Origin of the sequence: Flavobacterium bernardetii, from assembly GCF_011305415.1 — a bacterium.
Lineage (GTDB): Bacteria > Bacteroidota > Bacteroidia > Flavobacteriales > Flavobacteriaceae > Flavobacterium > Flavobacterium bernardetii.
On the sequence record NZ_JAANOQ010000005.1, the window covers coordinates 221,834 to 236,813 of the forward strand.

The following is a 14,980-nucleotide window of genomic DNA, read 5'->3' on the forward strand; positions in this document are numbered from 1 at the left end:
TGGAGTTTGGGATTTTTTGTATTTTATAATATCATCGTCAACTGAATGCGTTTTCTAGCTTCATCTACCTCAACGACTTTGACTTGCACGTGTTGGTGAAGTTTTACGATTTCGTTGACATCGGATACGAAACCAGCTTTTAACTGTGAAATGTGAACCAAACCACTTTCTTTTGTTCCGATATCAACAAAACAACCAAAAGCAGTAATGTTGTTCACAATTCCTGGTAAAATCATTCCAGTTTTTAAATCTTTTATCGTACGAACATTCGGGTCGAATTCAAAAACTTTTGCTGCTTTTCTTGGATCTAATCCTGGTTTTTCAAGTTCTTTAAGAATATCTTTTAAGGTTAGAATTCCGATTTCAGAAGTAATATAGTTTTCAGGTGAAATCTGAGTAATTTTTTCCTTATTCGCGACTAATTCATGGGTTTTAATTCCCAAATCTTTCGCCATTTTTTCAACAATAGCATACGCTTCTGGATGAACAGCTGAATTATCTAACGGGTTTTTTCCGTCTTTAATTCGGATAAAAGCTGCGGCTTGTTGATAGGCTTTTTCGCCTAAACGTGGTACTTTTTTCAATTGTTTTCTGTCTTCAAACGGACCGTTTTCCGAACGAAAAGCGACAATGTTTTCCGCCATTTTTTCACCAATTCCAGACACATAACTCAACAACGATTTACTTGCCGTATTTACATTAATTCCAACCGCGTTTACACAACTCATTACGACTGAATCTAATTGGTCTTTTAATTTATTTTGATCGACATCGTGTTGGTATTGTCCAACTCCAATTGACTTTGGATCGATTTTTACCAATTCCGCTAACGGATCAGACAATCTTCTTCCAATAGAAACCGAACCACGAACCGTAACATCGTAATTAGGAAATTCATCACGGGCAATTTTACTTGCAGAATATACCGATGCACCTGCTTCGGAAACCACAAACACTTGAAGTGGTTTATCGAAAGCAATTTTCTTAATAAAAAATTCTGTTTCACGAGAAGCTGTTCCGTTACCAATAGAAATCGCTTCAATATTGTAGGCATTGACCATCGAACGAATTTTTTTCATCGCCATGGCGCTGTCGTTTTGTGGTGCGTGTGGATAGACGGTTTCGTTGTTTAGTAAATCGCCTTTTTCGTCCAAACAAACCAATTTACAACCACTTTTATAACCAGGATCGATCGCTAAAATGCGTTTTTCACCCAAAGGTGGCGCCAATAATAACTGACGTAAATTTTCTGCAAAAACATCAATCGCTTTGATGTCGGCTTTAGTTTTCGCTTCTTGTAACGTTTCGTTTGAAATGGCTGGTTCTAACAATCTTTTATAACTGTCTTTTATTGCTTTTTCAATTTGTGGCGCGCAATCGTTGTTGGTTTTAATTAAATTATCTTCCATAAAACGAAGTACTTCAGCTTTATCATCATCATTTAAACCTACATTTAACTTGATAAAACCTTCCGCTTCAGCACGCAACATCGCTAATAATCGGTGCGAAGGCGCTTTAGTGGCGTTTTCCGACCAATCGAAATATTGATTGAATTTCTGTGCGGCTTCGTCGTCTTTTTTAGTTTTTACGACTTTTGTTGTGATTTCTGCTTTACGCTGAAATGTTCTTCGTAACGATTTTCTAATGAAAATATTTTCATTAATCCATTCGGCAATAATATCGCGAGCGCCTTGTAACGCTTCGTCTTCATTCGCTACTTTATCGTTTAGATATTTCGAAGCTAAAAATTCTACATCATCAGATTTCTGACTCATAATGATTTTCGCCAACGGTTCCAATCCGTTTTCACGAGCGGTGTCGGCTTTGGTTTTTTTCTTCTTTTTATAAGGTAAATAGAAATCTTCCAATTCTTGTAAATCGAAAGAAGTATCTATTTTTTGTTTCAATTCTGGTGTAAGCGCATTTTGTTCTTCAATTGATTTTAAAATGCTTTCTTTTCGTTTTGTAATTTCGATAAATTGCTTGTTTAGCTTGGCAATTTGCTCAATTTGAACCTCATCTAAATTTCCAGTTTGGTCTTTTCGGTAACGAGAAATAAACGGAATCGTACAATCTTCTTTTAATAATTGAAGTGTGCTTTCAATGCTTTTTACGGCAATGTTGGTTTGGTTTTGTATGAATTGAATTGTGGTCATATGTATAAATAAAGATGCTAAAATACTATCTTTGCGCGAATAATTAAATCATAAATGAAACTCTTTTTACTTTATCTTTTATCTATAAATGCCATCAGTTTTATACTTTTTGGTTTTGATAAATTCTTGGCGATAAAAAACAAGAGACGAATTCCTGAAAAAGAGCTTTTTACAGTATCGACAATTGGCGGAGCTGTAGGTGGAATGTTTGCTATTTTAGTTTTTAACCATAAAATTTCAAAAGCAACTTTTATGTGGCGTTTTATATTTATTTTTATACTAAATATTGTTGGAATTTATTTTTTGTTGCGATAATATTAAAACTACTATTTTGCTGAAATAGTACTATTTTTGTTTACTTATTAACCGATTTTATTTTTTGCTGTGGAAATTTTACCCATACTTTCTTACTTAGGCATATTTGTTTTTGCTGTAACCGGTGTTTTAAAAGCGAGAACCGAGCGTTTCGATTTAATTGGCGCTGTGATTTTGTCTTTCGTAATGGCGTATGGCGGTGGAACAACTCGTGATTTATTAATTGGAATTCGACCTGTGAGTTGGATTAATGACAACTTTGCAATCATACTAGTTCTTATCGCAACCATCTTAACATTTTTCTTTAAGTTGGACTTTAAAGTGATTAAAAAATTACTGTTTTGGACAGATGCATTTGGTATTGGATTTTTTACAATTGTGGGTTTACAAATTGCCCTTCAAGCTGGAATTAGTGAAGGTTATGCTTTAATAATGGGTGTAATTACAGCAACTTTTGGTGGATTAATAGCCGATATTTTATGTAATTCAGTACCGAATTTATTAAAACCTGGAGAACTTTATGCCACAGCTTGTTTAATTGGTGGTGCTTTATATTTAGCTATGAAATTTTTTAAAATTAATGCCGAAATCAGTATGATTGTATGTGTGTTGGTAACGGCAACCATTCGAATTTATTCAATTCGAAAAAAATTACAATTACCTATGATTTAAAATTTCGCCCACATTGTATAATGAGCGAAATCTTATTTTAATTTATTTACAAGCAATTTTATTAACTCTATTCGCGTGTCTTCCGCCTTCAAATTCGGTACTTAAAAAAGTATCAACCATTTCTACAGCTTGTTGAATAGAAGTATAACGTGCTGGAATAGAAATTATATTCGCATCATTATGCTGACGTGCTAATTCCGCAATTTCTTTAGTCCAACATAAAGCCGCACGAATATCTTGGTGTTTGTTTGCCGACATCACAATTCCGTTTCCAGAACCACAAATTACAATTCCGAAATGTGCTTTTTTACTTTCCACATCATACGCAACTGCGTGTCCGAAATCAGGATAATCTACACTTTCAAAAGTGTCCGTTCCATGGTTAATAACTTGATGTCCGTTGTTTTCTAGATAGTCAACAATTGCTTTTTTGTAGTCTGGACCCGCGTGGTCATTGCCAATTGAGATAGTCATAAGTGTGTATTGTGTTGTTAATATTGTTTGACAAAAATAATCAATATCCTCTGTATCAAGAAGTAAATTTGTATTTATTATTAAGTTAAGGAAAAAGTAAGAATTCGTAAAAATTTTAACAAAAAAAGTGCATTGTTAATAGAAAATCGCAATTGCTTGATAATCAGTTAATCTTAATTTAACAAAACATGTTAATAACTAAAGATAGAATGTAAGAAGTTTTTTTTGGTTATCTGATTTAAAATTGTAATCAAAATCCCAAACTACAAATCCTAATTAAGTTGTTACATCTTATTGTTTTTTTATTAATAGTTTTTAGATGGTTATTAACAAATTTTGAAAACTTAGTTTTATACAAAGGATAACTACTTTTAGATTTTAACAGTTGTTAATAAGATTTCTTTTTAATTTTCAATCAAATTGAAAACTAAGACTTTACATTAAATTAACATTGTTTATTACTTTGTATAACTAACTATAAGTTTAAAAAACAACATTTGAAAATAAATTTATAGTACATATTAACACGCTATAATAACCATCAATAATTTAAATTTAATTAAAAAATATTTTTGTTGTTTTTAATATATGTTGAAAACTTTCAGATTTTAGAAGATAATATTAAATGATTACATTTGATAAAATAAAAATTATTTAAATATGAAAAAATTATACTTTTTAGCATTTCTTAGTTCTATAATCTCTTTCGGACAAACACAAATAGGATCAGATATCAATGGAGAAGCAATAGACGATTATAGTGGAGATAGTGTTTCTTTATCAAATGATGGTAGTGTAATTGCAATTGGAGCTACTCAAAATGATGGAAATGGATCACAATCTGGTCATGTACGTATTTATAAAAATGTATTAGGTGTTTGGACACAAATAGGATCAGATATTAATGGGGAAGCTTCAGTGGATATTAGTGGATCTAGTGTTTCTTTGTCGAGTGATGGTAGTATAGTTGCTATTGGAGCTTATGGGAATGATGGGAATGGTGGATATTCTGGTCATGTTCGTATTTTTAAAAATATATTAGGAGTTTGGTCACAATTGGGTTCAGATATTAATGGAGAAGCAGCAGGCGATTATAGCGGGTATAGTGTTTCCTTATCAAGTGATGGTAGTGTAGTAGCAATAGGAGCTTATGGGAATGATGGAAATGGATCACAATCTGGTCATGTACGTATCTTTAAAAATGTGTTAGGAGCTTGGACACAAATTGGCTCAGATATTAATGGAGAAACAGTAACTGAACTAAGTGGAACTAGTGTTTCTTTATCAAGTGATGGTAATGTATTAGCAATAGGAGCTCCTTACAATGATGGTAGTTCTACTGATCCTGGTTTTGATTCAGGTAAAGTAAGGATTTATAAAAATATATCAGGAGTTTGGACTAAAATAGGCTCTGATATTGATGGAGATTCATCTCTTGATTATAGTGGTAAAAGTATTTCTTTATCAAATGATGGTAATATAATTGCTATAGGAACTTTTTTCGATGATAATGTAAATATTGTTAATTGTGGTGCTGTTCGAATTTATAAAAATATATCGGATGTTTGGACTCTAATAGGTTTACCTATTTATGGAGATGCGGAAATGGATAAATTTGGTGATGCTGTTTCTTTATCAGGTGATGGAAATATAGTTGCAATAGGTGCTCCTCAAAATGATGGAAATGGTGCAGATTTAGGTCATGTACGTATCTTTAAAAATATATCAGATGTTTGGACTCAAGTAGGTATAGATATTGATGGAGAATCTGAAGGTGATAAGAGTGGATCAAGTGTTTCTTTATCAAGTGATGGAAATACGGTAGCAATAGGAGCTCGTTATAATGACGGAAATGGAACAGATTCTGGTCATGTACGTGTGTATGATTTATCCGCTTTCTTAAATTCTGATAGTTTTGTTTTAGATAATTTCTCAATTTATCCAAATCCAACTTCTGAGTTTATAAATATCAATTTAGAAAATAATTTAACTCTTGAAAAAGTAAACATTTATAATACTTTAGGTCAAATTATTAAATCAGAAAAAAATAAAACTATTGACGTTAAATCTTTAGCTAAAGGAAATTATTTTGTAGAAGTAATCACAAATCAAGGTAAAGCCACAAAAACTATTATTGTGGAATAAATACATATTTCGTTTTTAAAAAAGGTTGTCTGAAATTATTTAGACAACCTTTTTTATTTTATTTTAGATTTTATAAAAATTAATATTTTATTAAATCTTACTACTTAATTCCGATTTATAAATACTTCTTTGTACTTTTAATCCATATTAAGAATGATTAATGAAGAAATATGAAATCGCAAGTATTAAAAATAGAATCAAATAAATAGAAAGCGATACCATTTGACCATTAAAAATAATGTTAAGAACAAATGAAAAAGAATTTTAGAAAAATGTCAAAAAAAGCCAAAGATTTTTCGGCTCACGTATATAAAATACTATCGAAAGAACCCAATAAAGATTTCAATTACAAGCAAATTGCTGCGATAATTGAAGTCAATGATACACAAAGTAGAAACGAAATTATTAAAGAACTTTTAGTTTTAAAGAAAGCAGGAAAAATTGAAGAAACCGAACGTGGTAAATTCAGAATCATTTCCAAAGCAGAATATTACGAAGGAACTGTTGATATGACCACTCGTAAATCAGGATATTTTGTTTGTAAAGAATTAGAAGATGATGTGTATATTCCGTTTATCAATTTAAACCACGCTTTAGATGGTGATAAAGTCAAATGTTACATTTACAACAGAAGAAGTTCTCGTAAACCAGAAGCTGAAGTTTTAGAAATTTTAGAAAGAGCGAAAACAGAATTTGTCGGAGTTATAGATATTCAAAAAAACTTTGCTTTCGTAACGACTACAAATGCTAAAATGTACACTGATATTTTCATTCCAAAAAATGAAATATTTGAGGCGCAACATGGTGATGTAGTTTTAGTTTCTATGGTCGATTGGCCAAAAAAAGCCGATTCTCCTTTCGGAAAAGTGATTAAAGTTTTAGGAAAACCAGGAGAACACGATACAGAAATTCATGCGATTTTAGCCGAATATGGTTTACCATACGATTTCCCAATTGAAGTCGAAGCCTACGCAAATCAAATTGATACATCTATAACAGAAGAAGAAATTGCAAAACGAAAAGACATGAGAAAAGTCTTAACGTTTACTATTGATCCAAAAGATGCTAAAGATTTCGATGATGCGTTATCGTTTCAAGTCTTACCAAATGGAAATTATGAAATTGGTGTACATATTGCCGATGTTTCTCATTACCTTCAAGAAGGAACTATTTTAGATGATGAAGCGTATGATAGAGCGACTTCTGTATATTTAGTAGATAGAGTTGTTCCTATGTTACCAGAAGTGTTATCTAATTTTGCTTGTTCACTTCGACCAAATGAAGAAAAATATACTTTTTCCGCTATTTTTCAATTAAATGAAAAGGCAGAAGTGATTGATTCTTGGTTTGGAAGAACGGTAATTTATTCGGATCAACGCTTTGCGTATGAAGAAGCTCAAGAAATAATCGAAAGTAAATCAGATATAATTCCAGCTCATATTTCCTTAACTGGAAAAGAATACCACGCGCCAAAACCAATTGTAGAAGCGACTTTAAAAATGGATGATTTAGCCAAAATTCTTCGTAGAAAAAGAATGAATGCGGGTGCTATTTCTTTCGATAAAGTAGAAGTGAAATTCAACTTAAATGAAAATGCTGAACCAGTTGGTGTGTATTTCAAACAAAGTAAAGATGCCAATCATTTGATTGAAGAATTTATGTTGTTGGCTAACAGAAAAGTGGCTGAATTTATAGGAAAACAAAAGAAAACATTTGTATACAGAATTCACGATGAACCAAATGAAGATAAATTATTTGGGTTACAAAATGTGATTTCTAAATTCGGTTATAATTTAAATTTAAAATCGAAACAAGATATTTCTACTTCTTTGAATAAATTATTAGAAGATGTTCAAGGAAAAAAAGAACAAAATATGGTCGATACTCTTACGATTCGTTGTATGAGTAAAGCCGCGTATTCAACCCATAATATTGGTCATTACGGATTAGCGTTCGATTATTATTCGCATTTTACTTCGCCAATTCGTCGTTATCCTGATGTTATGGCACACCGTTTGTTACAGTTTTATTTAGATGGCGGCAAAAGTGTGAGTGAAGAATTGTACGAAGAAAAATGTATGCATTCTTCAGATAGAGAAGGTTTAGCTGCAAAAGCAGAAAGAGATTCTATTAAATACATGCAAGTCAAATACATGCAAGACCATAAAGATCAAGAGTTTTTAGGAGTAGTTTCTGGAGTGACCGAATGGGGAATTTATGTAGAAATTATCGAAAACAAATGTGAAGGAATGGTTCGTATTAGAGAAATTAAAGACGATTATTACACGTTTGACGACAAACAATATGCTTTAGTTGGCGAAGTTTCTAAAAATTTAATACAATTAGGAGATGAAGTTTGGGTTAAAGTAAAGAATGCCGATTTAGTGAAAAAACAACTGGATTTTCATTTTGTTAGAGAAAATAAATAGTATTCAGTCGCAGTCACAGTATTCAGTCTCAGTGTTTAGTTAAAATAGTAAATAAATTCACAATTGTCATTCTGAACTTGTTTCAGAATCTTTAAAAATATAAAAATGAAAAAAATCATTTATTCGATATTATTCTTAAGTTCAATTTCTTTCGCCCAAACTGAGAAATCTGTTGGTGATTTTAATAAAGTTACCTCTTTTGATAAAATAGACGTGTTACTTTTACCAGGAACGGAGAACAAAGTTATTTTACAAGGAACCAATTCTGAAGAAGTAGAATTAGTAAATAATAATGGCGAATTAAAATTACGTTTACCTTTAGGAAAATTATTAAAAGGTGATGCTATTTCTGCAACAGTCTATTTTAAGAAATTAGATGCTGTAGAAGCCAATGAAGGAAGTAGAATTGCTTCAGAAAGTGAAATTAAAGCCATTGGTTTCGATATTATTACCAAAGAAGGTTCTGAGGTGGTTTTAAAAAACTTAGTCGCTGAAAAGCTAACCGTTCGTTGTGGCGCTGGAAGTATTGTTACTGTAAAAGGAACGGTAAAAAACCAGGATGTTTTATCTAATTCTGGTGCTAAATATGATGGCGAATATTGTATTACACAACAAACTACTGTTACAGTAAACGCTGGTGGTTTAGCTAATGTGTATGCTACAGATTTAGTAGAAGCTAAAACAAGAGCTGGTGGAACAATCACTATTTTCGGAAAACCAAAGCAAATTAATCAGAAAACAGTTGCTGGTGGAAAAATTATTCAAGCGAAATAATCTACTTACAAAAATTTTATTTCGATTAAAAAAAGAAATCTTAAAATCTCAATAATTCTAAAACCTATAAGTAAATTTACTTGTAGGTTTTTTTATAACTTTTAAAATTACTAATTTTACAATTCAAGTTAATTTGTTTACAAAACCTTTTAAACTCATAAACTTTAAACTTTTAAACTTTTTTAATGATTCACGATATATTATTAGCCATTCCTTGGGCATTTTTATTAGCTATTTCAATTGGTCCTGGTTTTTTCATGTTATTAGAAACTAGTATCACGAAAGGATTTAAAGCGGCGTTTACTTTCGATTTAGGAATTGTTTTTAGTGATTTAATTTTTATATTAATTGCTTATTTCGCTACCAATCAGATACTTGCTCAATTAAAAGACAACCCAATTATTTATATTATTGGCGGTTTAATTATGTCCACTTACGGAATTGTTTCTTATGTAGCTTTAAAGAAAAAATTCAATGAAAAAATGGAGGAAGATGATGAGGAAGATATTAAGAAAAACAACTATTTAGGCTTATTCTTTAAAGGTTTTTTCTTAAACATTATCAATATTGGAATACTTGGATTTTGGATGATGGTGATCATTACACAAGGACCACAATTAGAAATGAAACCATTAAGAATTTTTACCTTTTTTACGTCTACCTTACTTTTTTATTTAGCTATAGATGTTTTTAAAATAGTAGTAGCCAAACAATTAAAACACAAATTAACACCAACCAACATTTATAAAATTAAAAGAATTATCAGTATTGTCATTTTAATTTTCGGAGCTTTTTTAATTCTTCAAGGTATTTTTCCAAAAGGAAAAGATATTGTAGAAGATAAATTAGGAATTGAACATGTTGGTGAGTAAATTATAATATTATTTATTTAACTCTTCAAAAGTTTTAAACTCTTGAAGGGTTTTTTATTAATTGAATTTTTGTGTTAATAAAGATCCTTTCAGGATGACAAACTGTACGTATTAATTTTGTGTCAATCTGTGAAATCTGTGTTTAAAACTTCGTGAATCTCTTTGTGAAACTTTGTGTTATAAAAAAAACATCTCTATTTCAAGTAACTCTTTCTAAATCATCGTCCGGATTCGAACCACAACTTTACTTAATTTTTTCTAAAAATTTACCATAAAAAAAAAGAGCTACTTTTTCAAGTAACTCTTTCTGAGGCATCGTCCGGATTCGAACCGGAGTAGACGGTTTTGCAGACCGGTGCCTAGCCGCTCGGCCACGACGCCATAATTGGATTGCAAATATACTAAAAAAGTAAAAAGTAAAAAGTAAAAAGTAAAAAGTTTTTAATTTATTTTGATTTTCTCCGTGTTATTTTCAGCTATTCACTATTTACTTATCACTTTTCACTATATAAAAAACTATCTTTTCTGTTTCATTATTATCGTAACTCCTTCAACATCACCACCAATTGGAGGATTCAATTTCGTAACTTCGACTTCAATTTTTGTCACCATTTTTAGTTCTTTCAACACTCTATCTATAATTCTTTTCGCAACATGTTCTAAAAGTTTGGCTCTAATTGCCATTTCTTCTACAACAATTCGGTTTAAATCTACATAATCTACCGTATCAGTTAATTCATCTGTTTTAGCTGAAGGTTCTAAATTCGTTTTTATCGTTAAATCTACACGATAATTACTGCCTATTTTTGCTTCTTCTTCCAAACATCCATGAAAAGAAAACGTTCGAATATTAGTTAATTTTATAATTCCCATTTTTTTTAGTTATCAGTTTACAGTTACAGTTTACAGTCTTTTAAACTCATAAACATTTTAAACTTATAAACTTATTGTTATCTTTGTCAAAATTACAAATTCTTATGTCTGCAGAAGAAAAATCTTTAAATTTTATAGAACAAATTATAGAAGACGATTTAAAAAATGGTTTATCAGCTGATAAATTACGTTTTCGTTTTCCACCAGAACCAAATGGGTATTTACACGTAGGACATGCCAGTGCGATTTGCCTTAATTTTGGTTTAGGAATAGATTATAAAGCACCGGTTAATTTACGTTTCGACGATACAAATCCTTCGAAAGAAGAACAAGAATTTGTGGATGCGATTAAAAAAGACGTGGAATGGCTAGGTTTTAGCTGGGATAAAGAATGTTATGCTTCTGATTATTTCCAACAATTATACGATTGGGCAGTGGAATTAATCAAAAAAGATAAAGCGTATGTGGATAGTCAATCTTCTGAAGATATGGCGATTCAAAAAGGAACTCCAACTACTCCAGGAACAGATTCTCCTTTTAGAAGTCGTTCTATCGAAGAGAATTTAGACTTATTTACTCGTATGAAAAACGGAGAATTCGAAAAAGGAACTCATGTTTTACGTGCTAAAATTTCTATGGGTGCGAACAATATGTTAATGCGTGATCCTATTATTTATCGTATCATGCACGCGCATCATCACCGTACAGGTAACGATTGGTGTATTTATCCAATGTACGATTGGGCTCACGGTGAAAGTGATTATTTAGAACAAATTTCTCACTCCTTTTGTACGTTAGAATTTTTACCACATAGAGAATTATACGATTGGTTTTTGAATCAAATTTATGATGAAACGAAAGTCCGACCGAAACAAAGAGAATTTGCTCGTAGAAATTTATCACACACTGTAGTTTCTAAACGTAAATTGTTACAATTGGTTGAAGAAAAGCATGTTACAGGTTGGGATGATCCTCGTATGAGTACGATTTCTGGAATGAGAAGACGTGGAATTACAGCTACAGCAATTCGTAATTTTGCCAACACAATTGGTATTGCAAAACGTTCGAATTTAATTGATGTGTCGCTTTTAGATTTCTGTATTCGTGAAGATTTAAATAAAATTGCACCTCGTGTGATGGCGGTTTTAAATCCGATTAAATTAGTAATTACGAATTATCCTGAAGGAAAAGAAGAATGGCTAACAGCTGAAAATAATCCAGAAGAAGAGGTAATGACATACAGAGAAGTACCTTTTTCTAAAGAATTATACATTGAACAAGAAGATTTTCAAGAGGAAGCTCACAAGAAATTTTTCCGTCTAACTTTAGGAACTGAAGTACGTTTGAAAAATGCGTATATCATTAAAGGTGAATCAGTTATAAAAGATGCTGACGGAAATATTACAGAAATTCATTGTACATATGATGTTGATTCTAAGTCTGGTAGTGGAACAGAAGCAAGTAATAGAAAAGTAAAAGGAGTGATTCACTGGGTTTCAATCGCTCACGCAAAACAAGCTGAAGTTAGAATTTATGACCGTTTATTTACTCATGAAAATCCAGATGGAAACAAGGAAGTAGACTTCAAAGAATACATCAATCCAGAATCGTTAAAAGTGATTACAGGTTTTGTAGAACCAAGTTTACAAACTTCAAAAGAATTGGATCATTTCCAATTTCAACGTTTAGGATATTTCTGTGTCGATAGAGATTCTTCAGCAGAAAAACTAGTTTTCAACAAAACAGTTGGCTTAAGAGATACTTGGGCAAAAGTTTCTGAACAATAAAAAAAGAAGTTTGTCATTCTGAACTTGTTTCAGAATTTAAATAATATTTCAAACCTACAAGAATTTTCCTTGTAGGTTTTTTTTATTCTGAATTTATTTCAGAATCTTTTATATAAATATTTCTTATTATATATATTTCTTATTATATATATTTCTTATTATATATATTTCTTATTATTTATAAAATCTATTAAAAATTAAATATCAATAATTAAAAACTTAAAAAAGTGACATCCATAAATTAATTCTAATAAAAAATTAATTTTACTTAAAGTGTTTTTACATCTATAGTTAAGAAGTTTTCTTAAATCGCTTTATTTTGATTTTTGTTACATTTTTCATCAAAAATCATCAATTTATGTTTAACGACGATTTAACATTACTTCAAAATGAATTTTGTAACTTTATAATTATTAAAAAAAATAGTTATGGCAAACAATAATGGAAATAATGCAATTGCACTTTTACTTGGTGCGGCAATTGGAGTTGGAGTAGGAATTTTATTTGCTCCAGATAAAGGATCAAAAACAAGAGAAAAAATAAAAGGCAATTTAGATGATTTGAAAATTGACGTCAATAATAAATTAGCAGATTATGAAGAAGATATTCGTGCTAAACTTTCGGGCTCTAAAGAAGACTTAAAAGAAACGGTAGATAATTTACTTTCAAATTCTAGTTATAAAGCCGAAGAAGCGATTTCGTTTCTGGAAGAAAAATTAGCCGAATTAAAACAACAAAATGCTAAACTTCAAAAATAATGGCTTTTGAAGAGTTAAAAGAAAATACAGAAGCTATTCAAGAAAACGCTAAAGTGTATCTTGAAAGTAGTATTGCGTACTATAAACTTTGGGGTTTTAAGGTAGCGATGAAATCTACTACTTTGATGCTTAAGTTTTTTTTAATTGCCATTTGTCTTTCAATAGTTTTGCTTTTTTTATCCGTTGCAGGCGCCTTTGCTTTAGGTAATGTATTAGAAAGTTATCCGTTAGGTTTTTTATGTGTAGCTGGAGTTTATTTAGTTTTAGCGTTACTTTTATTTTTAGTAAAAGATAAAATTGTAGAAGGAACCATTTTAGAAAAATTCTCAGAAATATTTTTTAACGACTAAGTTATGGAGAACAAAAAATATTCCTCATACGCTGAGATTGAACGCGATTTAGAAATTCTTAAATTAGAAAAAGAAATTTCTTATCAAAAAATGGTATTAAGTATAGACAAAACTAAGGAAAGTATTTTGCCTTCTAAATCTGCAACATTAATTGGAAATATATATCAAAAGGTATTTTCTGGAACGTATGGAACCATTTTAAAAATGCTTATTCCTTATGTATTCAACTGGTATTTAAATAGAAAAAGAGGCGATTAAGCCTCTTTTTTGTTGTAAAAAATATAATTTAAACCTCTGGATTTGTTGTATCCGATGGATTATAATCTGTTGAAGTATGATCTCCTTTTTTCTTAGGACGTTTCGGTTGGTTTTTCATCGTTTCACCAATTTGGTTACTTGCAGTAAAACTTGCTACCATATTATTTAACATATCACTTCCAGCTTGTGGCGAGTTCGGTAATAAAATTAAATTACTATTCGTATCTGCACCAATCGCTTGTAATGTGTCATAATGTTGAGTAACAACAATTAAAGCAGAAGCTTCTTGAGAATTGATTCCAACATTGTTTAAAACTTCAACACTTTCTACTAAACCACGAGCAATTTCACGTCTTTGATCCGCAATACCTTGACCTTGTAATTTTTTACTTTCTGCTTCCGCTTTAGCTTTGGCAACAATTCTAATACGTTGTGCTTCTGATTCAAATTCAGCAGCCGTTTTTTCTCTATCAGCAGCATTAATTCTGTTCATTGCATTTTTAACTTGAATATCTGGATCAATATCTGTCACCAATGTATTGATAATATCGTATCCATAAGTTGTCATGGCTTCGTTTAATTCACGTTTTACCGCAATGGCAATATCATCTTTTCTTAAAAACACATCATCTAAAATCAATTTAGGAACTTCAGCACGAACTACATCAAAAACATATGCTGTAATTTGATCATGCGGGTATTCTAATTTGTAAAAAGCTTCATACACTTTAGTTTGAATCACATTAAATTGAACAGAAACTTTCATTTTGATAAACACGTTATCTTTCGTTTTGGTTTCAATTAAAACATCAAGTTGTTGAATACGAAGATTTACTCTTCCCGCAATTCTATCAATGATAGGAAGTTTAAGTTGTAAACCCGAACTTCTAATGCTTGTAAACTTTCCGAAACGCTCAATTACTACAGCCGTTTGTTGTTTTACAGTAAAAAAAGAACTTAATAAAATAAATAATCCTAAGACTAGGATAATAATTAAAATTGGTGACATAGTGAATAATTTTTTAGTTACACTTGTTATACGTTTGTTTCTGATAAAAGTTACAATAATTACATTTTAATAACATTGTATGTAAATTTCAGCCACGAATTATCGACT

14 protein-coding genes and 1 tRNA gene are annotated in these 14,980 nt (G+C 30.7%); 10 read left to right on the plus strand and 5 right to left on the minus strand.

What is annotated here, in order from left to right:
- Positions 1 to 23 precede the first annotated feature (23 nt).
- On the minus strand, positions 24 to 2,156 hold the full coding sequence (locus tag G6N05_RS10820; RefSeq protein ID WP_166128625.1) for a Tex family protein: 2,133 nt from the start codon (positions 2,154 to 2,156) through the stop codon (positions 24 to 26).
- A gap of 54 nt (positions 2,157 to 2,210) precedes the next feature.
- Here G6N05_RS10820 and G6N05_RS10825 point away from each other — a divergent pair, with 54 nt between their 5' ends.
- Entirely contained in the window at positions 2,211 to 2,471 is a 261-nt protein-coding gene (locus tag G6N05_RS10825; RefSeq protein ID WP_166128629.1) for a DUF1294 domain-containing protein, read from the plus strand.
- 69 nt (positions 2,472 to 2,540) lie between these two features.
- On the plus strand, positions 2,541 to 3,143 hold the full coding sequence (locus G6N05_RS15775; protein WP_166128632.1) for a trimeric intracellular cation channel family protein: 603 nt from the start codon (positions 2,541 to 2,543) through the stop codon (positions 3,141 to 3,143).
- A gap of 42 nt (positions 3,144 to 3,185) precedes the next feature.
- On the opposite strand, the gene rpiB is transcribed toward G6N05_RS15775, so the two are convergent.
- On the minus strand, positions 3,186 to 3,617 hold the full coding sequence (gene rpiB, locus G6N05_RS10835) for a ribose 5-phosphate isomerase B (protein WP_166128635.1): 432 nt from the start codon (positions 3,615 to 3,617) through the stop codon (positions 3,186 to 3,188).
- Between the two features lie 660 nt (positions 3,618 to 4,277).
- Between rpiB and G6N05_RS10840 the strand changes: the two genes are divergently transcribed.
- The 4 genes from G6N05_RS10840 (at position 4,278) to G6N05_RS10855 (ending at position 9,837) form a co-directional block, all read left to right on the plus strand.
- A complete protein-coding gene (locus G6N05_RS10840; RefSeq protein ID WP_166128638.1) occupies positions 4,278 to 5,762 on the plus strand; it encodes a T9SS type A sorting domain-containing protein in 1,485 nt (494 codons plus the stop codon).
- A gap of 251 nt (positions 5,763 to 6,013) precedes the next feature.
- Positions 6,014 to 8,191, plus strand: a complete 2,178-nt coding sequence (rnr, locus tag G6N05_RS10845; RefSeq protein ID WP_166128642.1) for a ribonuclease R — start codon at positions 6,014 to 6,016, stop codon at positions 8,189 to 8,191.
- Positions 8,192 to 8,296: 105 nt separating this feature from the next.
- Positions 8,297 to 8,965, plus strand: coding sequence for a head GIN domain-containing protein (locus G6N05_RS10850; protein WP_166128646.1), 669 nt, complete (start codon positions 8,297 to 8,299; stop codon positions 8,963 to 8,965).
- A gap of 185 nt (positions 8,966 to 9,150) precedes the next feature.
- Positions 9,151 to 9,837, plus strand: a complete 687-nt coding sequence (locus G6N05_RS10855) for a LysE family translocator (protein ID WP_166128649.1) — start codon at positions 9,151 to 9,153, stop codon at positions 9,835 to 9,837.
- A gap of 310 nt (positions 9,838 to 10,147) precedes the next feature.
- On the opposite strand, the gene G6N05_RS10860 is transcribed toward G6N05_RS10855, so the two are convergent.
- Both G6N05_RS10860 and folB read right to left on the minus strand, forming a co-directional pair.
- Positions 10,148 to 10,218 (minus strand) — tRNA-Cys (locus G6N05_RS10860).
- Positions 10,219 to 10,353: 135 nt separating this feature from the next.
- Positions 10,354 to 10,710, minus strand: a complete 357-nt coding sequence (gene folB / locus G6N05_RS10865; RefSeq protein ID WP_166128652.1) for a dihydroneopterin aldolase — start codon at positions 10,708 to 10,710, stop codon at positions 10,354 to 10,356.
- A 104-nt stretch (positions 10,711 to 10,814) separates the two neighbouring features.
- On the opposite strand from folB, the gene G6N05_RS10870 reads away from it, so the two are divergent.
- The 4 genes from G6N05_RS10870 (at position 10,815) to G6N05_RS10885 (ending at position 13,863) form a co-directional block, all read left to right on the plus strand.
- On the plus strand, positions 10,815 to 12,497 hold the full coding sequence (locus G6N05_RS10870) for a glutamine--tRNA ligase/YqeY domain fusion protein (protein WP_166128655.1): 1,683 nt from the start codon (positions 10,815 to 10,817) through the stop codon (positions 12,495 to 12,497).
- 428 nt (positions 12,498 to 12,925) lie between these two features.
- Positions 12,926 to 13,255 carry a YtxH domain-containing protein gene (locus G6N05_RS10875; protein ID WP_166128660.1) on the plus strand — a complete coding sequence of 110 codons (330 nt, stop codon included), beginning with the start codon at positions 12,926 to 12,928 and terminating at the stop codon, positions 13,253 to 13,255.
- Positions 13,255 to 13,605 (plus strand): competence protein, encoded by a 351-nt coding sequence (locus G6N05_RS10880; protein WP_166128663.1) that lies wholly within the window; start codon positions 13,255 to 13,257, stop codon positions 13,603 to 13,605. The genes G6N05_RS10875 and G6N05_RS10880 overlap by 1 nt, the downstream gene beginning before the upstream one ends.
- 3 nt (positions 13,606 to 13,608) lie before the next feature.
- Entirely contained in the window at positions 13,609 to 13,863 is a 255-nt protein-coding gene (locus G6N05_RS10885; protein WP_166128666.1) for a DUF6327 family protein, read from the plus strand.
- Between the two features lie 28 nt (positions 13,864 to 13,891).
- Here G6N05_RS10885 and G6N05_RS10890 read toward each other — a convergent pair whose 3' ends face one another.
- Complete coding sequence (locus G6N05_RS10890; RefSeq protein WP_166128669.1) at positions 13,892 to 14,872, minus strand: SPFH domain-containing protein; 981 nt, start codon at positions 14,870 to 14,872, stop codon at positions 13,892 to 13,894.
- Positions 14,873 to 14,980 lie beyond the last annotated feature (108 nt).